Here is a 24,658-nt window from a genome sequence, read left to right on the forward strand (position 1 = left end):
ATCGCTGCGTTTCTGATGAGCTCGGCTGGCCGCCGCTAACCGGCGATCTTCCTCATGGACCGGACCGACCAATTCAGCGTCAGGACGGCCAGTACCGCGAGCAACGCGAAGGCCACCGGAATGGAAGGATCGGAGAAGTCCCCACTGAACAACGCGCGACCGGCCTGGACGGTGTAATAGAGCGGATTAACCTTCGCGACCACCTGCATCCAGTGCGGAGCGAGCGACATCGGAAGCAGGATTCCGGTCAGCAGGATCAGCGGAAGCGAGAAGAACTGGAGGATCTGCGACATGGAGGTCTCCTGACGGACCGCAAGGGCGAGTCCGTACGAGACACCGGAGGCGAACACTCCGGTGACCGCCATAAGAAACAGTATGAGTACCAGGCCACCTGGGTCGGGACGCATTCCCATGGCTACCGCGACCAGAACCACCAGGAGTGCCTGGACGACCAGGACGACCACATCCCGGAGAACCCGGCCGAGCACGATGGCCGACCGGTTCGCCGCACTGGCGGCGAGCCGCTCGAGAACCCCCGAGCGGATCTCGGCGATCATCCCGAATCCCACGAAGAGAGACCCGAACAGAGCGACCATGACCATCACACCGGGAGTGAACTGCAGGAGCGTGTGCGACTGAGAATCGCCGACCGTGGTGTTGGCCAGCAAGGGCTCGAAGAGCAGCAGGTAGAGGACGGGCTGCAGGATGCCGAAGAGTGGCCACACCGGATTGCGAGCCGACTTCCCCAGTTCATAGCCGAGGAACATCAGTGTGTGCTTTAACACGGGTACTTCCTGACTGTGAGGCTGTGGCGGGAGTTCCGCAGGGCCAGCTGTGCGGTCAGCCGGCGTCTCGGAGTGAACGGCCTGTCTTGCGGAGGAAGACATCGTCGAGGGTGGCCCGGTCCAGCGAGATCGCCCCGACGGCCATCTCCTGGTCGCTGAAGGCGCGCAGCAGGTGTGGCAGGGCCTGCTCGCCGTCATCGAGATAGATCCGCAGCAGCGAACCGTCGATCCGCGTCTCGCGTACATACGGCAACGCGTCGACGATCCTGCCAACCTTGTCGTCGGCGGTGAGCTCCTCCGCGAAGCGGAGGGTCACGACGTCGTCCGCCGTCTCGCGGGTCAACGCCGTGGGAGTGCCCTCGACGACGGCCTCGCCGTGATCGACGATCATGAGCCGGTCGCACAGGGCCTCGGCTTCGTCGAGGTAGTGCGTACTGAGCAGCACGCTCGTGCCCGCGTCCCGGAGCGTCCGGATCTGGTCCCACAGGTTGGCCCGGTTCTGCGGGTCGAGTCCGGTGGTGGGTTCATCGAGGAAGACCAGGGACGGCCGGTGGACCAGCCCGATCGCCAGAGTCACCCGTCGCTTCTGGCCGCCGGACAGAGTCCGCACCGGGCGGTCCGCCAGCGCGGTCAGGTCGAATGCCTCGATCATCTCCCCGGTGCGCGCCACCGCTTCGGTAGTGGCAAGCCCGTTGATCCGGGCTGCGAGCATGATGTTGGCCCTCGCCCCGTTGTTCTCGTCCACGCCGCCCGCCTGGCTGACGTAGCCGATGTGCGGCCGGACCTTCTCAGGGGCCGAGAAGAGGTCCTGACCGGCGATCTTGCCGGAACCGCCATCGGGCTGAACCAGCGTGGCCAGCATGCGAATCGTCGTGGTCTTCCCGGCACCGTTCGGTCCGAGGACTCCGAAGATCTCGCCCCGCGCAACCATGATGTCGAGACCTTTCACGGCTTCGACAACCATCGGCGGCTGCTGTGGACGCGCCCGCGTGCGGAACGTCTTCCTCAGGCCTTGCACCTCAATGATCAACGCTTCGCCTCTTCCTGAGTGAGGTCGGCCGGCATGCGAAGGCGAACCGGCTAGGGAATCTCGTCCCGCTCTACTCGGCCCGCCACGTCTTCCAGCCAATCGAACTGCGCACGGAACTGAGCCGAGGTGAGGCGCAGCGCCTCGTCGATATGGCGGGGGGCGCCCTTCTGGTGCTCGGTGGCCAGTGCCCGCTCGGCCATGACGAAGCCCGCCTGCAGGATCTCCCGGCGATCCCGGATCGCGGCTAGCAGCTCGGCCTTGGGAAGCTGTTCCATGAAGGTGATCGCGACCAGGAACGGGTCCACGATCGGCATGATCTTCCGCCAGTAGCCGTCGAGTTGCCGCCGGAACTCGGCCTGCCCCTCGTCCGTGATCGCGTAGACGGTCTTGCTGCCCTTGCCGCCTTCCACGACCTCGACCAGTCCCTCCTGGGACAGCTTCGTCAGGGCGTGATAGATCGAACCGAAGGCGACATTGGCCCAGTGCTCAACGCCCCAGAGCTGGAGCTTCTTGCGGACCTCATAGCCGTGGTGCGGCCCAGCGAGCAGTGCGCCGAGGATCAGCACTCTCGTCGATGACATGCTCTAATTTTTATACAAGTTTGAGTACTACCGTCAAGCGCGGGCGGCGGCGGGGAGCTCAACATGGCTCTGCTGGAGGTTCCGCCGGGCAGCCCCGCACCTTGTGGCCTGCGGAATCAATCGACGGCGCTGGAAGCCATCACGGTCCAAGCCTCCAGCGTGATCGAGCCGTCCGGGATCCAGCCTTCGACATAGCCGGTCATCAGGGTGCCGAGCTCCCGTGGGAACAGGTCTGCGGCGACGACGTCCGTGATGGGCCACCACCGCGCGGAAGGCGAGAAGACTTCCGCTGCCTCCGGACGGGCCGGCTTGATGATGATCAACCGGTATTCGAAACACCCTGCCGAGGTTCGGATGGTGCTCCTGACGGGCGACCCACGCAAGATTGCCCTCGCCCACTCCTCGGTGACCGTGGCGTCCGGCAACCACCGGGCACCGGGCCACAAGCCCGTCCCGGACACGCTTGCGTGCATCACTTCAAGTGGCGCTCGGGAGTCCTGGACGACCTGCGGCGGCGGGGTCGACCGATTCACCTCCGGCGGGTGGGCCGAGCGCACCCCGGCCGTCCGCAGCGAGGCGTCCCGCCTGTTGCAGCACATCGACCGTCACAACGGCGGCATCGATGTCGCCGATCCCCTCTGGCCTTCCGCCGCGTCACCCTCGATCCTCTGCCGGACGGCTGGGCCTCCGAAGCTGCCAAGATCGCCACCACCTGGCGCCCGCACACGGCTCAGAGCCAGTCTGGTTCCACGATCTCCTCGCCCTCGCCCTGAGGCACCTCGAAGCGGGCGATGAAGTCGTCCAGTGCCTCCGGTGTGACGACGAGCGCGTTCGCGTCCTTCCGCTCGTTGCGCTCCTACGGGAAGTACAGCAGCCGCCACCGCCCGCCAGCAGTGCCCCCGCGGTCGAAGGTGAAAACATCGGGCTTCGCGAAGATGGCGGTGCAGCTCCTCTCTCCCAGGCGCCAGTCCGATTCCAATCGGTCGCTGGCCTCCTTCATGTCGGCGAAGTCGTTGTCGCCAGCCCCCGGAAGCTCCTACTGGAAGACCACGTGCGCTCCGACTTTGAGCCATTGGGAATGCGCTGCTGCGCGTACGGCGGCAGCGCCATTCCCGTTGCGTTCGATGTTGCTCGTCACCACGTTGATGACATCACTGGTGGACATATGTTTCCCTTTCGTTCCCGTGCGGTGCCTGTGTTTGCTGGTTGTTGGTTGTTGGTTGTTGGTTGTTGGTGGCGACTTGATGGGGAGAATTCCGAACTGAAGTTTCCCCGTGATCGTGGACACAGCTGCGTTAGGCAGCGAGGCTCTGGTCCTGCTGATAGCGCAGGCGCGTTTCGTGAGGGGTAAGATATCCTCAGCGGATGTGTTTGCGGAGCCTGCGTCGGTTGTAGAAGGTCTCGATGAACGTGAAGATCTCGGCGCGGGCGGTGGCCCGGTCGGGCCAGAAGCGGATCCGGCGGCCCAGGCCTTCTTCACCCAGCCCCGCAGGGACTCCGGACTGATCCCGAGCTCCCGGGCGACATCCGTCACCGTCCGGCCCGACGACCGCACGAGGCCGATCGCGTCCCGCTTGTACTCATCCGAGTACCGCTTCGTGTACTTGCTTCCCACCTGGCACTACTTCCTCTGGAACCTCTCAGATCCCAGTCTCCAGGTGTCCTGGATCAAGGGGAAGCTTCAGCTGCTGCGTTGTCGTCGAGTACCTGGATCTCCTGGTTCGCTGCCATCGCATTGCCGGCCAGCTGAGAGACGAGACCACCGGGATCGCGTTCGGCGGCGACCTCCCCTGCGGACTGTGCGGTCACGATCTGCGCGCGTAGGAAGGTCCACCATCGACGCACCGTATCTTCGAGGAAGGCGCACAGGTCGCCGGCCTGTTCGTCCAGCTCACGTGATGCACCGGTAACGAAACAGCCGTTGGGGAACGGGCCGTTGGCCCGGTAGTTGCACCACCTGTCGATGGCTACGTGCAGACGCGCCGGACCGGTTTCGGTTGCGCGGCTGCTGGCGTGAGGTGGGCGGCGATCTGGTCTGGTGGCTACGATGTCGTGCCCGCTTCAGCTCACCGCAGCCAAAGGCTGATTGAGGAGAATCCGCAGTGCGTAGGTCATCGCGCGCGTGGCCCCTGGTGCCACTCGCTGCTCTGCTGGTGGCGGGATGCTCCTCCTCGGAATCTCCGGTGACAACGTCCGCCAAGCCCGCCGCGGAAGGCACGGCGGCCGTACCGATCAAGGCAGATGGAGTCGACAAGAGCTCCATCTGCCAAGCCGCGCTCACGGATGCCCAGCAGCAGGCCGCCGGTATCGAGGACACCGAGCCCGACTCGGACAAGGGCGAGGTCAGTTGCTACTTCTTGATGACGTCCGACGAGGACAATCCGGCAGGCTACGTCGTCAGCCTGCTCAAGGACGAAGCCGCACTGCTCCAAGTCGCCGACGCGACGGACCCGAGCCCGACAAAGGCCGTCCCTGTGATCCTCAAGGGGCGTAACGCTGCGCGGCAGGTCATGTACGGCGACACCTGGCGGGCGTCGCTCACGGTGGACATCGGAGCGGGGCAGTTCCTGTACGTCGAGAGGTATTCGCCCGCCCACCTGATAGCCGAGAAGGACCTCAACAGCCAGGTGCGCAAGGTGGCTGGACAGGTGCTGGAGAATCTGGGGAGGAGGCGTGCGTAGCGGAATCGCCGTGGTCTCCATTTGCACCGGGGCGGTCCACAGCGGCTGGTCCGGTCGGCGACCCACCGGCAGGGCCACTATGGGTTTGGGAGGAATCCGTCGGCCGGCAGTGTGAGAGCGGCGAGGCCAGCGGGGCCGCGAGGTGGAGTAGCCCGGCGCCCGTCACCACGTTGGTCACGGGCACGCCGTGATCAGAGAGTGGACCGCCTTGCCCGATGGAAGATCCCATAGGCGCACCCCCGTCCCGCCCGCGGAGGCAAGCATGCCTCGCGGGACTTGAGGTACAGGGCAGCAAGTTCCGTCACGGAATCACCTGAAATCGTGATCCTCTGTGGCAGCCCGAACCAGCGGCTCTGCTTGTTGCCCGCCGAGCGGGTGCACCTGGTGTCGTACGGCATCGACACCACCGCCTTCTACGCCGGACGCATCATGCACCTACCCCGCCGCTTGGATGCGCCAACGCCTCCCACCTCCTCCCAGTCCTTGCCCCCTCACCAAGCACCACCGTGGCTGCTGAGGCATACGCCGCGACCCGGCCACGACCGACGCCCCCTCACAGACCAACGGCTCCGTCTACATCGGCAGGAACGGGCTCGGCGCTCCGTGCCAAGAGATGCGCAGAACGTCGCGGGCACGGGTGGTGGCGACGAAGAGCTGGTTGCGGCTCTTCTTCAGTTCGCGTTCGTAGCGCTTGGGATCCCTCTTCTCATACTTCTCGACGATCGTGCTGCGCGGCAGGACACCGTCGCTCGCGCCGACCACGGCGAGTTTCTGGTACTCAAGCCCCTTGAAGCGATGCATGGTTCCGATGTGGACCTCGCCGCCGCCCTGCGGACCGTCCTTGGTGAGGGTGGCAGTGGTGATGCCGTGCTTCATCTCCAGATCGGCGGCGACCCTTCCGGCCATGTCGCCGTCGGCGACGCAGACGGCCATGGCGCCGCTGGGGTCGCGCACGGTGCCGTCCTCGGTCGGCTGGACAATCTCCTCGCGCCAGCGCTTCAGCGCCACGGCGAGCCGGGTGATCTCGTCGTCCCAGTCGGTGCAGGAGACCAGTTCGGGGTCGGGGCCGCGCAACAGGGAGTGGTAGCCGTCCAGGTTGTCGGTGCTGTCGTCGAGATCGTCGTACGTGCCGTCGCCGACGACTCTGGCAGCCTTGTCGAGGATCTCCTGGGTAGTGCGGTAGCTGAGGGTCAGCTTCGAGGCACGGCCTCGGATGTGGATGCCGACGGTGGACAGGGTGACTTGGCGGTCGTAGATGCGCTGGTGGGTGTCGCCCGCGATGAACAGGTCGTCGGCCCCCTGGGCCACCATCGCGCGCAGCATCTTCCAGTGGGCCGGGCTGAGGTCCTGAGCCTCGTCGACGACGACGTGCCGGTAGCGGTGGCGCAGGTATCGCATGCCCGAACTCTTGGCGTCGAGGTGGATCAGATCGCCGCCGCCGACCTCTTCCTTGCGGTCAGCACGGATCTGGATCTTGCGGGCGCGTTCCATTTCATAGCGTGCCGCGCGCTCGGCGGCCTGGGCCCAGGTCTCGCGGTTGATGCCGTTCAGGCGCAGGGTGAGCTGGTCGAGGATCTTCCAGATGGCGGCACGTTCGGGACGGGTCAGCGCCTTTCCCATGCCGGCCCGGCGGGCCTTGAAGTAGTCCTGGCGGGTGGCGAGGGACTGGCCAAGGACGATCTGTTCCCACTCGTCGAGGAGGAATTCGGCCTCCCAGCGCTTCTCGTCGTACTCGAAGAGGATCTCCCGCAGGACTTCCAAGGCCTTGTCGTCGGTAGTAAGGGAGCGCTGGGAGCCGGGGGCGGTGTTCTCGTTGAGGACGCCCTGAGCGAGCTGGTCGATGTGCTTGATGTCGACGCGTTCCAGCAACTCGGGTCCCACCAGGGAAGTGAGGCGTGAGCGCAGGTCAGCGGTGAGGTTCTTGGTGTAGGTGGTGAGCAGGATCGGCTTGCCGTGGCCGGGAGGCAGTTGGGATGCGAGGCGTGCTACGCGGTGCAGCGCGACGATGGTCTTGCCGGTGCCCGGTCCGCCGCTGACACGCGCGGGACCGTTGTAGTGTCTCTCGACGGCCTTGCGCTGAGTGGGGTGGAGGTAGACCTTCCAGGCGCGGAAGTCGCCTTCGGCCAGTACGTTGCGAATATCGTCGTCGACGGTGGTGACCGCGGTGCGGGACAGGGCCGCGACCATGTCGTTCTCGAAGCCGGGCTCAAGTTCGGCGGCGGCGGGCCGGGTAATCTCGTCCTCGACCTCTTGGATGTCCATGCCGGAGCCGAGTCCGGTGAGAACCTCGGCGGTCAGCCGCGGAGCACCGGCGATGAGCTGATCGAGCTCTTCCTCAGTAGTGACCGTGAGCGCGAGGTCGACGAGGGCTTCGGCCACGCCGAGGCGGCGCAGATCTTCGGCGGTGCAGTCGCCGATCACCGGTCGTACGGCCGCGGCGGAAGCGGGTGCGGGGACGGCCGCCTCCTCGTCCGGGACCGCGGCACGCGGCTGCGCCGCCGAGTCCGAAGCCGAGGGCTCCATGACCGGTGCGACAGGCAGTGGAGCCTCAGGCTCGATCCCGGCCTCCGCCTCGTCCGCGGCCGGCGTCAGCTGAAGTCCCGCGCGCCGCAGCACGCTCTGGCCGACCACACCGAGATCGACGAACTCGATCTCACCGGTGACCCGGTTGATCGCGACGGACAGCTCTTCGTAGACGTCCTTACGGTGCCGGACGGCCACGACCAGCCACTGCCGGACACCGTCGGCGCCGACCCCGGCACGGGCCAACAGCGCCCGGTACTTGGGGTTGATCCTGGCCCGGTAGATGCAGCCGTCCCCCTTGAGCGGCTTGAGGTCGAGACTCGGGTGATCGGGGTTCTGCCGGAAGAGGTGGCAGAAATCGTAGAACTTCGTCTTGACCGACGAGTCCATCTTGTAGAGCTCGTTCTCGGCCTTCTGGTACAGGCTCAGGCGGGCTGTCATCGTGCGGCACTCTGTTCGTCGGCATCGGGCAGTGCGGCGAGAAGCGCGTCGACGTCGGCGAGCCACTCCTCGGCGGTTCGGACGGTGTATCCCGCGTCGCGGTAGGCGGTCCAGGTCTTGACGCTCTCCTCGTCCTCTTCGTCGTACAGGTCGACCATGACGGCGAGTTTGTGCTCGGCGTCGGGCCAGGCGAAGTCGGCGAGCCAGCCTCGTTCGCCGAGCTCGTAGCCGTACGCGGGGGCTTTCTTCCCTCGGTCGGCGAGGAGGTGCGCGAGGCGGGTGAGCGGGTCGTCTGGTCCTTCCTCGTCGAGGAGTTCGAGGATTTCCCGATCCCAGAGCAGGTCGCGCAGGGCCGCCTCGACGCGAGAATCACCCGCGGGCTCGCGCGCGATCAGGCCGGCTCCCGCCGCCGCGCTGCCGTGGCGCATGACGAGGGATTCGAGTTCGCCGACGCCGCCGAGCGCCTTGAGTACGGACGGGGCGAAATCGCCGGCTACGGAGGTGGTCAGCTGGGCGCCGTCGCCGCCGTCGTACGCGAGGAACTGCAGGATGTTGGACCACTGGAGCCAGGCGCGCCAGCGCGTCTTGTGCTCCGGCGTGCCGAGCTGGGCCGGGTCGGTGTCGTTGAGACAGGCCAGCGCGGTGAAACGCTGTGTGGCCCCGTCGACGAGGAGTGCGACGGGCAGGCTGGAGGCGTCGCACGCCTGGAAGAGGTTGAGGGTGCCGGATCCCGTGACGGGTGACGGGTCGATGTCATCGGTGTCGCCCCAGGCCTGGAGCACCAGGCCGAGCCGCTCACGCGCCTGCGCGGGGGTGCCGTTGCCGACGAGCAGTTTCTTGTCGCCTCCCAGGAGACCTCCCACCACGGCGGTCGCCCGCTTGCCCCAGACCGCGTTGTCCGGTCCGCGCAGGTAGGAGAGCAGCATGCCCATCGGGTCGGCGAAGGCGGTATCGGCGAGGTCGTCCCCGCCGCCGTACAGCTGCCTGGCGACATCACGCGCGCTGTGCGGGTACGGCGGCCACACAGCCTCAACGGTCTCCCGCACGGCCGCACCCGTACCAGAAGCCGTGGCCTTCTGCTCGAAGGCATCGAGGTCGTCCCACGTCAGCTGGAACACGATCCGGCCATCTGCGCGCAGCCGGTTGCGCTTGTCGGCGTCGCCCGCGAGCCGGTTGTGCTTGCGCGTGGCGTGGTAGCGGTGCCCGTCCAGATAGACAGTGACCTTCTGCTTAGGTCCATCGGTGCGTTCGAAGGTGAAGTCGGTACGCGTGAAGCCCTCGTTGCGCTGAGCGGTGAGCCGCCAGCCGTGCACCGTGCCTGCCTCATCCAGGCGCAGGTATCCGCTGTTGTCGCCGCTCTCGTCGAGAACGGTGTCATCTCGCTTGGCGGCCCAGCCGCGCAGGGCCTTGAGGAACCGGGCCTCAAGGTCGGACTCGACCTGTCCGTCCAGGCCGATCTGGTCGGTGTTGCCGACCTGTTCGGTGTCCCAGGCGTCGGTGTCGGCGCCCAGAAGCTCGTCGAGGATCTCCAGAGCGGCCTGGCGCGACACGTACTCGGCGTGCCGGTCCTCGGCGTAACGCAGCATGCAACGGTGACATGCTGCCCTGCTCTCGTCGTTGCAGGGGCAGTCGACCAGGATGCTGCGGGCGTCCTCCAGGACCTGCCGGAAGTCGGCCGGGGCGGTGAGCCGGTCGAGGTAGCCGGTGCCGTGCGGCAGCTTGTCGTACAGGACCAGGAAGTTGCGCTTCTCTCCGGTGGCCTGGTCGGGCATGGAGGCGAGCGTGGTGTCCAGGTGCTGCGGGTCGCCGCCGAAGGCGTGGTCCACGCCGAGGCGAAGGGCCGCCTGGAAGGAGTGGATCTTCTCCTCGACCAGGACGGTTGCGGCAGGCAGCAGGATGCGCAGAGCCTCCGTCTCCAGCTCGTGCGCGAGCAGGACCTGTTCCTGTGGGACGCCCTTCGTTCCGCGTCGTACCGGGCACCACGGGGTGTGATGCTTGACGTCGCTCTGGCGGTTGGCGGAGTTGTCGACGGCGTCACGGTCGTCGTCGAAGACCGGCCGCCCGTCAGCGCTGGCGGCCCCGCAGGAGGTACACACCTGGAATGGCGCGATGCGTACGCTCTTGCCGGCGAGCTGGTCGTTCTCCTGCGCGCCGATGCGTAGCGGCCCGGTGTTGATCTTGCGGATCACGGCCCTGCGGGTGTAGTCGACGCCGAAGATCTCACGCTTGTGCCGCCAGGACTTTCCGGCCACGAAGTGCTCAGGTGCGATGTCCACCATGTCGATCACGGTGTAGAAGCGCCGGTCACGGTCGTCGCTCTCGTCGCCGATCCGCGCGTCGTCGCGCTTGGCGCGCGCGGTGACGACGGTGGGCTGCACGATCTGCCACAGGCTGCCGGAGTCGGCGATGGCGTCGTCACCGCAGCGCGGGCAGGGTGCTATGTCGTTCTCGGCGCGCTCAGTGCGCACGTACCCGCAGGAGGGACAGAACCGCCAGGTGCGCCAGTCCTGTTCCTTGCCGGTGACGATGTCGATGCCGGTGATGCGGTGTTTGTAGCCCTCAGCGTAGAAGGTGTTCCCGGGGGCGAGTTCGGACAGCGCATAGGCGCGCGGCCGCTCGTAGGGGTACGTCTTCGACTTGTAGCGCGGCTTCTGGTCGGCCGGTGCGGGTTCAGGCCAGTAGACGGTGGCGTCCAAGGTCGTCGTGGCGTCGGCCAGCGCGTAGTTCGGCAGCAGCCCCAGGTCGCACAGCACGGTCTGGGACGGCTGCCGCTGCCGAGCTCCGCCCGCCTTGGACAGGGCGTGCCACTCGGCCGCCAACTCGGCCTTCGTCCGCTCCTGCTCCTCGTCGCCGTCCTTCAGTTCGTCGATCGCCGCCCGGATGGTGCGGATGCGGTTGCGCAGCTTGTTGTTCTCGCGCTCCCACTCCCGCTCGGCTTTCTCCACGGCGCTGCGGATGCCGCGCGTCGCAAACTGCTTGAGCTCCCCGGCGGCGATCTCGCTCACACCGGTCGGGAAGAGTGCCAGGAAACCCGCGACGAGTTCCTCTCCCTGTGCAAGGGCGGCATCGACAAGGTCGGCGAGGTAACCGGAGGGCCCGAACAGCTCATCCACCCTGTGAGACAGTGCGGCCAGCGGCTTCCCGTCCTCTCGCAACAGCCGCCCGCGCGCCGCCAGGTCGAGCAGATGAGCGGTGTACTGGCGGCGCAGGATCTCGATCGCCGAAAGGTATGAGCCGGGCGGCACGATCAGCCCGTCGATCATCTCGCGCGGCTGCTCCAGAAAGTACTGGTCACGCCGCGAACGGTCCGGGATCGTCAGAAGGAACGCATTCCCCGTACGCCGGCCCGCGCGCCCCGCCTGCTGCGCGTAGTTCGCCGGCCGGCGGGGCAGCGCGCCGAGCACCACGGCGGACAGGTCGCCGATGTCGATGCCCATCTCCAGCGTGGGCGTGCAGGACAGCACGTTCGGGTCGTTGAACCCCTCTCCCTTGCGGAATGCCTCTTCGACGCGCTCGCGCCGGGCCCGGGAGAGCAGGCCGGTGTGCTCGGCGGTGATGACCTGGTACGTGCCGGCCCGCCGGTACAGGCTGCGGTAGTAGTCCTCGCGGTAGTCGCGGTCCCGGTCGTGCCGGTCCACGGTTTCCCGCCACCGGTCTCCGGCGATGAGCCGTCCGGTCGAGCAGCGGTACGCGGGGCAGGGCTGCCGGTGGTACTGGTCGAGCAGTGTGGGATGCACGGTCTGCTCCCAGAAGCACTTGGGGCAGCGCACGTAGGCCTCGTTGACCTCCTTGTCGGCGAGCAGTTGCAGCCGCAGTGCACCGGGCTGGAGCCCGTACAGACGGGCCGTCGTGTCGCGCGGAGTGCGCGCCGAGAGAAGCCCTGCGTCGGCGAGGCGGGGCAGGAGACGCACCCAGAAGTCGTCGGCCTGCTCGCGGGTCATGTCCAGGCAGCGCTGCGCCCATGTCTGGAACCAGGACAGGCGTCCGGCCGCGAAGTCGAACTCGCTCTTCTCCTTGGGCCGGGCAAGGAGGAACGTCGGCGCGGCGACTCCGCTCGGGAAGGCCTTCATGCCGCGCGGCCGGCCGCCCCAGATGTAGAAGCGGCTGGTCCCCGCTTCGTCCAGGAACTTGGCGAGCCATCGGTGCCCGACCGCGCCACGCGTGCGAAGCCGCTCCAACGTCCCGCGAAGGAAGGCGAAATAGCGCGCGTCGTCGTGCTCGGTGATCTGAAGTCCGCGCTGCGCGGCCTCTTCGTGCGCGGCGCGCGCGAGGGCGATGGCCGCCTGCGCGTCGGGGATGTCCACCCAGGAGGCGGCGGTACGGGTCAGCTCCAGCGTGCGCCCGTTGCGGGAACGGTGGCCGAACTCCATCGCCGCCTCGAACGCGAAACGCTCCCCTATGAGGTCCCACGTCCGCTTGTCCCCGCCGCGCCCCTTGCCCGAGAGCAGCCGGTCCACGCCCGCGTCGTCGTGCAGGTCCGGCGGTACGACGGCGGCGAGCGTCTCACGGTCGGTGGTGGCTTCGACGACGTCGGCGATCAGGTCGTTGAGGGCACTGGGCCGCTGCTCGCCGAGGTGCTTGGCGAACAGGGCCCGCAGCGAGAAGGTGTACGAGCGCGACGCGACGAACCCGGCCCGGTGCGCGGCGTCCTGCACCGAGTCGTTGAACATCAGCGTCTTCGTCTCACGCTGTGCCTTGTCCATCTCCCCGCCGGTGAACAGCTGGGTGACGGATGCGGCCGCAAGGGCTGCCGAGCCGGTACCGAGGAAGCGGATCGCGTTGTGGGTGCCGCAGGCCGGACACCAGTCGTCCTTGGCGGCCCGCTCGGCAGTGTCGCCTAGAAGGACGAGCACGAAGGCCGAATCGGCGGTCACGGGACGCGGGCTGCCGTCGCCGTCGTAGTCCTCGATCGGGTCGGGCAGGCGAAGACGGCCCGCCGCACCGTCGAGGACCATGAGAACCCCGGCACCACCAGTGGTCAGCGCCTTCTGCGCCGCGCGGTCGATCTTCGTCCGGCCGTTGCCCTCGCGGGCCTCGTTGTCGGTGGCCGCGACCAGCATGCGCACCTTGGCCTTGTCGGCCGTCACGGAGGCCCGGCGGATCTTGTGGGGCTTGAAAGTCAGCTCCTCCATGTCCGACTCGGGCGCGAGGACGGACCACCCGGAACGCCCGCACTCCCGGCAGTACACGGCAGGCAGGAACAGGTCGGTGTCACGGGAGGTCGTGGTGTCCGGCGTGGCCCGTGACGGCGTCGTCGCCCCGTCGCCGTCCCATGCGAACTCGGCCCGCGGCCACGGCAGTACACCCCTGAGCATGCGCGTCACGGACCGCGCCCATTGATGCAGCTCCACCTGTACGAGGGGGCGGGAGAGGCCCTCAGGCGCGTCCGGATCGCGCGCTACGGAGAGCAGGGCGATGAACCGGGCGAGAGCGAGCGCGGCGAGGTGCGGGCGAGTGGTGATCGCCTCTTCCCAGCGCTTCGCTCCGCTGCGGCGCATCACATCGAGGATCTCGTCGTACGTACGGACGTTGCCGTCGAAAGCCTTGAGGACGGCGTATGTGAGCCGGTTGCGCTTGAGGGCTCGTCCGAGTTCGACCGGGTCGGTGATGCGGACGCCGGTGACGACCTCGGCGAGTGCGGCCGGCGCGTCGGGGCCGGACGCCGGATCGGGCAGGGTCGTGATCGCCTCGGGGAACGGGACCTCGCCGGGCAGGAACTTCGCCTCGGGGATGAACGCGTCCACGGTCTGCCGGTCCTCGCCGACGATCGCGTCCTCGGTGAAGGCGGTGCCGAAGACGTTCGTGGCGACCGACAGCAGGTCGCGTACGCCATCGGCGTCCGTGCCGGAGGCGAGGGTCGCGGAAGTGGCCACGGGCGTGATCGTGCCCAGCGGCCGGTCGGGGTGGGCGGCCCCGACGGCGGAGGCGAGACGGCGCAGGAGCATGGCGACGTCGGTGCCCTGGGCACCGTCGTAGGTATGGAACTCGTCCACGACGACGTACCGGATGTCGCAGTCCTGCCAGAGCGGCGCATCGGCGGCGCGCTGGAGGAGCAGGTCGAGCATCTTGTAGTTGGTGATCAGGATGTCCGGCGGGGACAGCTGCATGTCCTGGCGGCGGGTGTAGACCCGGTCGTACTCGGTCGCGGCCTTGTCCCCGATGTACAGGCCGGCACGGACGCGGTTCAGCGCGTCGTGCTCGGTGAGCAGTTCGTTGATACGGCCGGCCTGGTCGGTGGCCAGGGCGTTCATGGGATAGAGGAAAACGGCCTTGACGCCGTTGCGGCCTGCGGCCCGCTCACGGGCGCAGTGGTCGAGGACGGGGTAGAGGAAGGACTCCGTCTTGCCGGAGCCGGTGCCGGTGGTGACGAGGGTGGGTTCGGGGGTGTGCCCGTTGCGTGTGGTCAGGCGCGCGAAGGCGCGGGCCTGGTGCGCGTACGGCGCCCAGCCGTCCGTACGGCGCCAGTCCAGGTGCTCCTGCCACCCGTCGTCGGCGCGGGTGAAGGGGGTCCGCAGGCGGAGGTACGGGCCCCGGAACATCCCGTCCGTCTCGTCCCCGAGAAACGCGTGCAACGCCTTCCGCACACCCTCGTCGGCGAGCCCGTACGTGGTGGACAGGTACTGGAGCAGACTCTCCTTCAGCCCCTGCGCTTCGAGCGTCGGCCTCACGGCTTCGGAACCTCCATCTTGACGGGGTCCCACAGCCCCTGGGCGATGGCCTCGTTAAGGCGCCGGGTGAAGTAGGCGTGAGCCGCCCGCATTTCGCGCTCGCGGTCGGCCTTGTAGAAGGGGGCGGTGTAGCCGTCGGGGACGGGGGGTGCGGTGTCGGGCAGCGGGGTGGCGGGGTCGGCGGGGAGTACGCCTTCGGGGCTGGGGTCGCCCGCGGCCTCGCGGAAGGCTTCGAACTGGGTCCAGTGGTCCTTGGTCTGGTCGAAGCCGTACGTGTTCCGGGCCCCGGCAATCTTCCGCTCGGTGGCGTCGAACCACGTCACCTGGTCGTAGCCCTGCAACACCGGGAACCGGGCTCGGTACATGGCGATCAGCGTGTCCGCGTCGATGCCGAGCCAGACAGCGACCAGCGCGTCGATCTCCACGAGTGCGGCACGACGGGCGTACTCGGTACGGAGCGCGGTGTCGCGCTGCCAGAAAGGAGTGACGGCGTGCAGTCGCGTCCGCATGCCCGGCCAGGTGATTGCCCAGGGTTCGTATGCCTGCCACCTGGGGTCGTAGAGGTTGGACCAGAGGTCGGCGTAGGCGGTGGTCAGGCAGTTGAGACGGAGGGTACGGAGGAGGAGGGCGGGGGTTAGGGGGTGATCTGACTGCGGTGCCGGCAGGCGCTTGGCCTGAGCAACGTCAAGATGCCCGACGCCGGCGGTCCGCAACAGGTAGTCCAACGGCAACGAAGCCAGGAAACCCGCTGCAAGAGACGTTCCCCGAGAGCTCGTTACTCGGGTGGAACGGACTGCGTGAATGTGCGTCGTGCCAGGCGGCACGATCGCACCGTACAGCGCTCGCTCAGTATCGGGCGCGACCATCTCACGCCACGCCACCCTGTATCGCTCGCTGTACGACATACCGGCCTTCTCCCACAGAGCCGTCTCGATCTCGACGTCCTCAACTTCCCCCAGCTTGACCTTTCGTTTCTCGGCAATCTTCCGCCGCGCCAGCTCCCGCTCCTCGTCCGACGCGAGCAGCGCCTCGTACGCATCCCAGTCAGTCCACCGGTCTTGCGCCCCCAGGAACACCTCCTCAGAGGCCACCCGCCGGTACTCCGACTCCGGTACCGCGTCGTCCGCGAGCGCCTGTGGGTCGAGACCGCGCGCCTCGCCAGCGCCCTGGCTGGGCTGTTTGAACAGCGGGTTGGCCACGCCGATCTGCGGCCCCTTCAAGATCACGTCGTTCCACGACGTGGCGTAGTAGTCGTCCTGGCCGTCAATGCCAGTGTTGTAGTCGATGAGCCGCTGGTCCTTGTCGGGGCCGAACTGGGCCTTCTTGGAACCACTTTCGTGGTAGCCAGCGGAAATGTCCGGTTCCAGAGCGCCGAGCCGCAGCGGGTAGAGGCCCAGCGCATCGATCGCCGGGTCCTCTGCTGTACTCACCGGCGTGAGCAGCCGGGTGTGCTCTACCGGACCTTGGTCACCAGCGAGCCGCTGCCAGCGCTTCAGGGTGTCCGTCGTCACGCGGACCACGCGCTTCGGGTGCGGGCGCTCGTCCCAGTCTCCGTCGAACTTGAGCCCAGGATCAGCGCCTGTGTTGTCCGCACTCGCCGAGTACCGCAGCGCATCAACGGCGTACAACCACGAGAGCGAGTCGAAACGGATCGGTCCCGCATTGCCGTAAATGTGCATTCCGAAATGGGTGGCATCACTGACGGGCCTTGGGAAGAAACGCTGACCGGCATTGACGAAGTCACCGTGAACCCGCAGGCGCCTGTATGCCGCCGCCCGCAGCTCAGTTTCCTTGTCACCGAACAGATGAGAGTCAGGATGCAGCATGCCGACAGTTCCATATAGGCTGGAGTGATCCCACACCTCACACATGAACCCCCGATAGAGGTCCGGCTGGCTCCCCGCGATCAGCGGATACACCGGCACGGATGACAGATAACCGGCCGTCGTCACCGTGTTGGTCACCTCGCCGAGCAAGTACCTCTGCACTTCCCCACGCGCAAGCTCCGTCTCCCGCCGCCGGTTCTTCTCCTCCGCCTTCGGCTTCTCCGTGAGCATGAACCAGGGTTCGTACTCCGCAAGGACAGGGTCTTCCTTCCACGTGGGCCGCACCCAAGGCGGATTCCCCACCTGTAGGTCAAACCCTCCACCCTCCCCCGCGAACACCCCCGCAAAGTCCAACTCCCAGTGCAGGAATCCTTGTTCATCGGCGATGTCCCGCACCACCCGCATCCACGGATACCGCTGCTCGACCGCCTTCCGGGCCTCATCCATATCCATCTCAGGCTGGGTCTGGATGACCTCTTCGAGGTGCTTCAGCTCCTCCAGGGAGTCGACAGAGGACACAATCGTGCCCTCCTTCACGTCCCTCCTGCCGACCATGGACTCCAGGAAGTCGAGCCAGTCCGCCAGATTCGTCAGCGGGACGATCGCACGACGAGGGGCCAGGCCGTTCCTCTGCTTCTTCGTCCCCGAAGCCGTCCGCCTCTCCTTGATCTCCTGCTGATCGACGACCTCGCCCTCGGCTTCGACGCCGAAGGCCATCTGCTCGACATACCGGGGCGCCGGCGCCCCGGTCGCCGAAGCCAACAACCCGTCCAGGTCGACGCCCTCCCTCACCGCAACGACCGGCGTCGTCGCGTACTCCGGGTCCGTCCCGTCCAGCAGCCCCACCTGCTCCAGCGGCCAGAACCACAGCGCGCACCAAGCATCCATGACCTGCTTGAGCCGCCAGTACGGAGAGCCCTCGGCCTCGAAGAGGTCCGCGAAGACCTGCTCCTTGGTCAGGGGCAACACACCGTCATCCGCGTTCCCCTTGTCGCGCCTCAGGAAGCCGTACTCCTCCCCCGTGGCGCCCCACACGTCGACCGTGCGCGCGATCTCCCGCTCGCTGAGCTCCATCCGCTTGGCGACGAGCTGCCACAGGAACTCGACGCGTCGCGCCACCGCCTGCAGACGGGCGAGTTCACTCCTCTTTCCGCCCGTCGCCTTCGGCTTCTTGCCGATAGCCGACTTCCACGCCTTCAGCTGCCGCACCCGCTCCCCGGCCAGCTGCTCGACGAGCTTCTTCGCATCGCCGCTCGCGCCCGCGACCGCGCCCCACCCGGGGGTCGGCAGCAGGAATTGATGCACTGCTCCCTCGGGCAGCGCCTGCTCGCTGCTGTCCTCCCGAGACCGGAACGGCAGCTTCGTCGGCGTAACCGCCCCGATCGTCCGCTCCTTCTTCACCCGGTCCAGCTCATAGACCCAACGCCGCGCCCCGATCAGCGAGTTGCCGCGCCGCAGGTGCAGTCCGAACCACGGCGCACGCATGCCGGGGTGCATGGTGTTCAGCCACAGGGACACCTCGGCCAGTTCGACGCCGGTCGAGTTCAGGTCGATCCCGTACGCGTTGTGCAGTGCGATATACGCCTTGACCTTTTGCTTCGCGTCCAGCGCCTTCGACGTGTCCAGGCTGACGCCCAGCTCCTCCTGCCGCCGCTTCAAGTACTCCTCGGCGACCTGGTTGATCGCCTCGTTCAAGAACGCGCCAGACCCCAGCGCCGGCTCGCAGATCGTGAACTTCAGCAGGTCGCTCGCCCGTGTCTCGGCCGTGACGCGGTGCTTGAGCGCCAGCTCGACCGTGACCTTGGTCAGTGATTCGGGCGTGTAGTACGAGGCGGACGTCTCGCGGTCGCGTCCCGCGAGCCGGTAAACGAACGTCCCCTTGCCGTACTTCTTCGGACCGCGCAGGCCGTACTGCTCGGCGTCCTGCACCGAATACACGACGTGCGTGTTCTCCGGATAGTCGCTCAGCCGGTGTGCGGGGATGAGCCACGAGCCCTTCTCGGGGTCGCCGTACTGCTTGCCGCCGCTCTTGTTACCCGGCTTGGCGACCTCGGCGAGTTCCTCCTCCGCGATCCTGCCGGTGTAGGACATCAACCCCTCGTAGACCGCGCCGAGTTGGTTGATCCCCAGATTCCGGTACGAGATGAAGCCGCCCTGCCGGCCCTTCGCTCCCGCCTCCTTCATGGTGAGCAGGCGCAGTACCTGGTGCAGGGCCTCGTTGCGCAGCCGCAGGTCGAGCCACTGCGGCTGCGTTTCCTCGTCGCACTCGGGGTGGAGGACATTCCGGCCGATGAGCGTGATGGCCTTCGGGTCGAAGAGTTCGCTGCGCAGCGCCTCGAAGCGCAGCCCGCGAAGCTCACTGCGCTCACCGGCGTCCAAGTGATCATCACGCTCGGTACCGTGCGAACGGTGCCCGAAGTTGACCTTGTTGAAGAGGACGTCGAGCGACGCGTACAGATGGAAGCCGCCCCGGCTCTCCTCATCGATCAGCTTGCGCTCGCGCGCCACCAGCTCCCGCAGCCGGGCGACCGAGTAGCCCGCCTCGTAAGTGGAGTCGTCGGCGGGCAGGATGCCGAGTTCGGGGCGGGCCTCCGCGTACAGCAGGAACAGGATGCGGTAGAGGTACCGCAGCGACTCGCGGGTGAGCTGCTTGGCGAAGGGGCCCTGCCGCGGGTCCTCGATTTCGATGGGCTCTACGCCTGCCTCGCGAAGACGCTCCAGTACCTCGTTGGCGATGATCTCCACGGAGCGCTGAAGCCCCTTGCGCAGTTCGGAGTTGACGCCGACGGCGTTGTCACGCGATGCCTTGAGCAGGTCGTCGATGCGGCGGCCCTTGCCGTCCGCGCGCGGGGCGAGCATGTCGTGGGAGAAGAGCGAGGCGAGCAGTGCGAGCTCGCCGGACTTCGAGGTGTCGTTACGGCCCAGAGCCGCGTCCAGGCTCGCGGCGAGGTAGCGGCCTTCGGCCCAGGCCGTGCGATCGGCGAGCACAAGGACTCCGCCGCACAGCAGGATCACGATGCGCGGCGGCTCGCCGCCCGCCTCGGGCAGTTCGCTCTGGAACAGCCAGCCGGCCAGCTTCTCCCCGGCCGTGAGCGTGCCCTCGGCGGTCTTGAGCGGGTGCAGGACCGCCCCCGGCCCGTCGGCGTCGAGGGCGTCGTCCAGACTGTCGGTCCAACCGCAGTCGAGCGCGACGATGCCGTCACCGTGCCAGGCGACATGGAGCTCATACTCCCTGCCGGCGTTGTGCACGGTGAGCGTCCGGCCGGTCGGCTCCTCGTACCCCAGGGCCGCGAGGACGTCCGCGTGCCAGGCGGCGACCCGCTCGGCCCACTCACCGCCCAGGTACTCACCCGCGCCCGCGAGCCGCGGCCGTACGGTGGCGGTGTACTCGCCACGCAGCTTCGGCAGCAGCTCGCGCGGGGTGAGCCGGGAGTCGTGCGGGTCGGTCTCGCGGTGTGTCCAGAGACTGAACAGGCCCTCCTCGCCCGCCTTGCTGCGCTTGAGGGTGTTCTCCAACTCCTCGCTGAAGTAGTGGGCTGCCAGGTATTCACCGCGGTTGGCGAAGGAGTCATAGGTGTAGCTCATCGGGCGGACTCCTCGCGGTGCGCGGCGGGGTGAAGGGGTTCGAGTACGCCGAGGACCCGCAGCATCGGGTCCCCCGCGGTACGCAGGCGTCGTACGAGATCACGGCGCCGCTCAGCGGTCTCGGACACCTCCTGCTTACGCTTGCTGGTGCCGACTGCGAAGAGGGCGTCCTGTTCCCAGTCGCGCACCTTGTCCTCGTACGGGGCGAGGTAGGCGTCGACCTGCCGGTCGTAGTCGGCGCGGCGCTCGCGCAGATGTGCCTCGGCCGCGTCGACGGCCGGGGACACCAGCGACTGCAGGAGTTCAGGAGCGAAGGGCTTGTCTCGGCCGGGCATCTCGGGGCCGACACCGCAGGCGGCCAAGAACGCGGAGTCCATGCGCCACACGCGGGGGTCGTCCTCGGCGAGTCCGGTGACGGCCATCCATTCGACCACCGTCGGGCGGCCCGCCGCGTTGGAGTAGACGCCTTGGAGGAGGAAGACCGGCCCGGTCAGCGCGGCCGGAAGGCCGGGGTCGACGGCCGCGGCCTTGGCCGCGTCGGCCCGGTAGGCGAGGACGAACGTCTCGTCGTACTTGAGCTTGGCGAGGACCTTGTCCGTCACCCAGTCCAGGACCGGGTGGATGTCGCCGACGTAGCTGACGTTGGGCCACTGCGAGGTGGGCTCGTCGCCCTTGCCCTGCTTGGCGTTGCGGGCCGCCTCCAGGCGCTGGGCGGCGTACGCCTTGTCGAAGGTGATCTTCAGGGCGCCGTCGTAGCGGGGGGTGGTGAGGATCCGCTCCTGTACGAGGTACGACTTGGGCAGCTCGCGGAATCGGTACTGCAGGTCGTCGGGCGGCGTGAATTCGATGCGGCCGCCCGCCGTCTCCGGCCGCCAGTCCAGAGCATCTCGCTCGGCTTCCGGATAGATCAGGTCCATCGCGGCATGGAAATAGGCCCGGCTGTCGGCGAAGACGTGCGGTACGTCGGCCTCGCGCACCGAGGCCTTGACGCTGACCGCCTGCATTGCCGTGGGATCGCTGAGACGGGCGTTGGCGTTGGCCAGGAGATCGGCGAGCACTCCGCCGGCGCTCTCCTGGGACTGCTTGATGGACCGGTCGACCGTGCTGCCTTTGATGAGATCGCGGGTGAGGCGGTCCTCTTCCTTCTTGTCGTCGTACAGGCCCGTGACCGCCTCCGCGCTTCCCTCGCCGCTCTCGATCTCGTGCGCCTGGGCCTCACGGCGCAACAGGCGGGTGCCGACGAGCCGGTCGTCGAGGGTGAGTTGCTCGCCGGTCTCCTCGTCGCGCCGCCAGGGCACGTCGGCGGTGAGGGTGAGGGCGCGGAACTCGGGGCTGATCGCCTGCCCGTAGCGGTCGACGCGGCCGTTGCGCTGCTCGATACGGATCAAGGACCAGGGCAGGTCGTAGTGGACCAGGTCATGGCACTGGTGGTGCAGGTTGACGCCCTCGGAGGCGATGTCACCGGTGAAGAGCAGGCGTACGGGTTCGTCGGCACGGCCGAAGCGGTCGATGATCTCGCGCTGCTGCTGGTCGTTGGTCGTATCGCCGTGCATGACCTCGACACTGCCGCCGTACGCCTTCCAGGGACGGGACTCATCGACATCGGCCGCCTTCCGCTGGAAGCCGAGTCGGGCGGGTACCTCCTGGGCGAGCCAGGTCAGGGTGGCGATCCGCTCCGAGAAGACGACGACGCGTCGCTCGGAGCGCGGGCCGACGCCAAGATCCTTCAGGGTGCGTACGAGGGCGTCGAGTTTGGCGGAGTCGGCGTCGGTGAAGTCGGCGAGCAACGCCTCGAGTTTCGTGAGTGCGGCGCCCTCGGCCGCGAGGTTGGCGCAGCGTTCGTCGGAGTCGGCCTTGCGCTTGGGGTCGTCCAGGTAGGCGCGGCGGTTGATGACGGACTGCCGCAGGGCCTTGTGCGAGGAGAGGAACGCCTTGAGGAAGTTGTAGGCGACGAGCGGGTCGGCGCACACCGAGGACCGGTCCGTCTCGCCCGGGGTCCATTCGGCGGCGAGCTTCTCCAGGACGGCGACCTCCTTGGGGGTCGCCGGCGCCGGGACCGGAAGCGAGGGCCCGCGCTCGGCCCAGGGCTTGTCCTTGAGCCCGTCGCGCACCTCGCGGTCGGTCTTCGTGCGCCGGATGTAGAGGTGGTCGAGGTCGGCGACCTTGTAGTTCTTCGGGTCGGCGATCGCTGCCGGATCGAGCATGCCGATCAACTCGGCGAACGACTCCGCGTCGCCGTTGTGCGGGGTTGCGGAGGCCAGGATCAGCGCGTCGGTGCGCTCGGCCAGGCGGCGGGCGAGGCGGTTGTTGCGAGTGCCCTTGTTGACGAGGTTGTGCGACTCGTCGATGACCACCGCGTCCCAGGAGATGTTCTCCAAGTGGTGCGCGTACGTGGCCGACTTGAGCGTGTCGACCGAGACAATGACCCGCTTGAAGTGCGCGAAGGGATTCCGCCCGGCCGGGATCTCCTGCTGGATGCGCTGGATGCCGGTGGAGTCGAGCCGTACGAGGGGCAGCGAGAAGCGGGTCCACAGCTCGCGCTGGAACTGCTCCAGCACGTGAGCGGGGGTGATGACGAGGATGCGCTCGCCACGGCCTCGCCGGATCAACTCGGCCAGGACGATGCCGATCTCAAGGGTCTTGCCGAGGCCCACCACGTCGGCGATCAGGAGGCGGGGCTGCGGGTTGCGCATGGAGAGTGCCAGCTCGGCGGGGCGCAGCTGGTGCTCCTGCCGGTCCATGAGGTGCGAGCCGGATAATGCAAGACCATGTTCGGTCTGCGGGAGGGCGGTCTTGCGGATGACCGCCTCCAGATAGAGGCGCGCCTTGGCGTGCTTGGAGGTGTCATCGGGCACCAGCCGGGTGCGCCGCGGATCGAGGACGTCGATTTGGTCGAGGCCCTCGTAGAACACCGCGTCGGTGCCTCGTACGAACGGGGAGACGCCGCTGACCTCAAGCATCAACCCGTCACGGGACTCACCGACGGATTTGACCAACCACTGCTCGTCACGCACGCGCACCTGGGCGCCGGGCGCGAACGCCGCCTTCGTGCCCGGCGAGGCCGCCGGGGCGCCGTCGCGCGCCTCGGGTATCTCGGGCTGCTTCGCCGTGGTCACGTGCTGCTCCTCTGAGGCTGTTGATACGCGTCGAATATGACGCTGGTGGTGCCGGACTCATGTGTACCGCCGGGCTGCGCCGGTCGGCAGCCGCCGTGACATCACGGCCGTGTCAGCGGCTCGACCAGGCCAGCTCTCGGCGCGCCGCATAGCGCTCGCGAAGCTCACCGGCGACCCGGCGTGAGGCTGGAGGTCGCCCTCTGCTCGGAGACTCCGGGACTGACACAGCCGGTTTCTCCACCACGGGCGGCTCCGGCTCCGACTCCTCGCGCAGTTGCCGGTCCAGTTCGTCGAGGCGATCGAGCATGTGCGCGTCGGGCTGCGGCAGCACCATCGTGGGATGGTCCTTGAGCGTCGTCTGCTCGATCAAGGAGCGGCGGGCACGGGCCGGGCTCGTCCCCATGCAGCGCAGGAGGTCGGCGCACTGGCGCGTCACGTGTGCAAGGGACGGGCGGCTGTCCGGCTGGTGGGCCAGCATGGAAGTGACGACGGCAGCCAACTCCTCGGGGAGTCCTGACAGGTCGGGCGTGACCTCAGGGTTGGCCACCTGGGCGGCGACGGCGGGCCACGTTGCTCCGCTGTACGGGGCGTGGCCGGTGGCCGCGTAGAGCAGCACCGTGCCCAGGCCGTAGACGTCGGCCGCCGACGTCACATCGGTCACGCCGAGTGCCTGCTCGGGCGGCATGTAGGCCACCGTGCCCAGGATGGTGCCGTCCTGGGACATCGAGCCCTTCTCCGCCCCGACGAACGCGCCGAGCCCGAAGTCGATGATCACCGGGCCGAAGTCGCCCATCATGACGTTCCTGGCCGTGAGGTCGCGATGTACCAGGCCCACGGCGTGCACCGCCGCCAGCCCTTCGGCCAGGAGTGCTCCCAGGCTGGCCGCATGCGGTACGGACAGCGGACCGCGGAGGTCCACGGTGTCGTACACGGAGCGGCCAGGGATGTAGTCCGTGGCCAGCCAGGGCAGGTCGGCGGTCGGATCGGCGTCGATGAAGCGAGCGACCCGCCCCGTGCCGGTCAGGGTGCGCGCGATAGCGGCTTCTCGTTCGAAGCGTGCCCGGCTGTGTGCGTTCGTGCGCTCAGGTCTGATCACCTTCACCGCGACCGGGTCACCCGCCACCGAATACGCGAGGTAGACCTCGCCCATCCCGCCGGCGCCGAGACTGCGCTCGACGGCGTACGGCCCGATCCGCTCCGGATGACTCAAACCGCTCATCTGACTCCCCCCGCCGGCCGCTCGGATGATGCGGCCTCCCCTGGTGCATACGTGCTCACCTTGGCGCAAGCAATGGACGGAGAGAGCCAGCACGGACACATCACAGGATTAGCATACTGATCACAGCTCGGCGGCCCGGAGCAGTCTCGCGGACTGGGGACGAACGACCGGGGCCTTCGGCCCGCGCGGGTTCGTGGTGCCCA

12 protein-coding genes and 1 pseudogene are annotated in these 24,658 nt (G+C 67.8%); 1 reads left to right on the forward strand and 12 read right to left on the reverse strand.

Annotated elements, in window-relative coordinates:
- Positions 1–35 precede the first annotated feature (35 nt).
- The 7 genes and pseudogenes from ACFU99_RS00125 to ACFU99_RS00155 all read right to left on the reverse strand — a co-directional run bounded on the left by ACFU99_RS00125 (position 36) and on the right by ACFU99_RS00155 (position 4,445).
- Positions 36–785 (reverse strand): ABC transporter permease, encoded by a 750-nt coding sequence (locus ACFU99_RS00125; protein WP_384383431.1) that lies wholly within the window; start codon positions 783–785, stop codon positions 36–38.
- Between the two features lie 55 nt (positions 786–840).
- Positions 841–1,749 carry an ATP-binding cassette domain-containing protein gene (locus ACFU99_RS00130; protein ID WP_384383435.1) on the reverse strand — a complete coding sequence of 303 codons (909 nt, stop codon included), beginning with the start codon at positions 1,747–1,749 and terminating at the stop codon, positions 841–843.
- A 116-nt stretch (positions 1,750–1,865) separates the two neighbouring features.
- Positions 1,866–2,396 carry a PadR family transcriptional regulator gene (locus tag ACFU99_RS00135; RefSeq protein WP_384383437.1) on the reverse strand — a complete coding sequence of 177 codons (531 nt, stop codon included), beginning with the start codon at positions 2,394–2,396 and terminating at the stop codon, positions 1,866–1,868.
- Between the two features lie 116 nt (positions 2,397–2,512).
- Positions 2,513–2,719 (reverse strand): hypothetical protein, encoded by a 207-nt coding sequence (locus ACFU99_RS00140; protein ID WP_384383440.1) that lies wholly within the window; start codon positions 2,717–2,719, stop codon positions 2,513–2,515.
- Between the two features lie 713 nt (positions 2,720–3,432).
- Positions 3,433–3,684, reverse strand: coding sequence for a hypothetical protein (locus tag ACFU99_RS00145; protein WP_384383550.1), 252 nt, complete (start codon positions 3,682–3,684; stop codon positions 3,433–3,435).
- A gap of 165 nt (positions 3,685–3,849) precedes the next feature.
- Positions 3,850–4,011 (reverse strand): annotated as a pseudogene (locus ACFU99_RS00150) (transposase); the annotation flags it as partial.
- Between the two features lie 53 nt (positions 4,012–4,064).
- Entirely contained in the window at positions 4,065–4,445 is a 381-nt protein-coding gene (locus tag ACFU99_RS00155) for a TetR family transcriptional regulator C-terminal domain-containing protein (protein ID WP_384383542.1), read from the reverse strand.
- Between the two features lie 134 nt (positions 4,446–4,579).
- Between ACFU99_RS00155 and ACFU99_RS00160 the strand changes: the two genes are divergently transcribed.
- The gene (locus tag ACFU99_RS00160) at positions 4,580–5,077 is read left to right on the forward strand and encodes a hypothetical protein (protein WP_384383443.1); all 498 of its coding nucleotides are present in this window, start codon (positions 4,580–4,582) and stop codon (positions 5,075–5,077) included.
- A gap of 573 nt (positions 5,078–5,650) precedes the next feature.
- Here the strand turns inward: ACFU99_RS00160 and ACFU99_RS00165 are convergent.
- The 5 genes from ACFU99_RS00165 to ACFU99_RS00185 all read right to left on the reverse strand — a co-directional run bounded on the left by ACFU99_RS00165 (position 5,651) and on the right by ACFU99_RS00185 (position 24,455).
- Positions 5,651–8,041 carry a UvrD-helicase domain-containing protein gene (locus tag ACFU99_RS00165; protein ID WP_384383446.1) on the reverse strand — a complete coding sequence of 797 codons (2,391 nt, stop codon included), beginning with the start codon at positions 8,039–8,041 and terminating at the stop codon, positions 5,651–5,653.
- Complete coding sequence (locus ACFU99_RS00170; protein ID WP_384383448.1) at positions 8,038–14,709, reverse strand: DEAD/DEAH box helicase; 6,672 nt, start codon at positions 14,707–14,709, stop codon at positions 8,038–8,040. The genes ACFU99_RS00165 and ACFU99_RS00170 overlap by 4 nt, the downstream gene beginning before the upstream one ends.
- Positions 14,706–20,120, reverse strand: a complete 5,415-nt coding sequence (locus tag ACFU99_RS00175) for a hypothetical protein (RefSeq protein ID WP_384383451.1) — start codon at positions 20,118–20,120, stop codon at positions 14,706–14,708. Before ACFU99_RS00175 ends, ACFU99_RS00170 begins: the two co-directional genes overlap by 4 nt.
- On the reverse strand, positions 20,117–23,236 hold the full coding sequence (locus tag ACFU99_RS00180; protein ID WP_384383454.1) for a DEAD/DEAH box helicase: 3,120 nt from the start codon (positions 23,234–23,236) through the stop codon (positions 20,117–20,119). The genes ACFU99_RS00175 and ACFU99_RS00180 overlap by 4 nt, the downstream gene beginning before the upstream one ends.
- A 112-nt stretch (positions 23,237–23,348) precedes the next feature.
- Positions 23,349–24,455, reverse strand: a complete 1,107-nt coding sequence (locus ACFU99_RS00185) for a serine/threonine-protein kinase (RefSeq protein ID WP_384383456.1) — start codon at positions 24,453–24,455, stop codon at positions 23,349–23,351.
- Positions 24,456–24,658 lie beyond the last annotated feature (203 nt).

The sequence above is a fragment of the Streptomyces sp. NPDC057654 genome (genome assembly GCF_042800135.1).
Classification (GTDB): Bacteria; Actinomycetota; Actinomycetes; order Streptomycetales; family Streptomycetaceae; genus Streptomyces.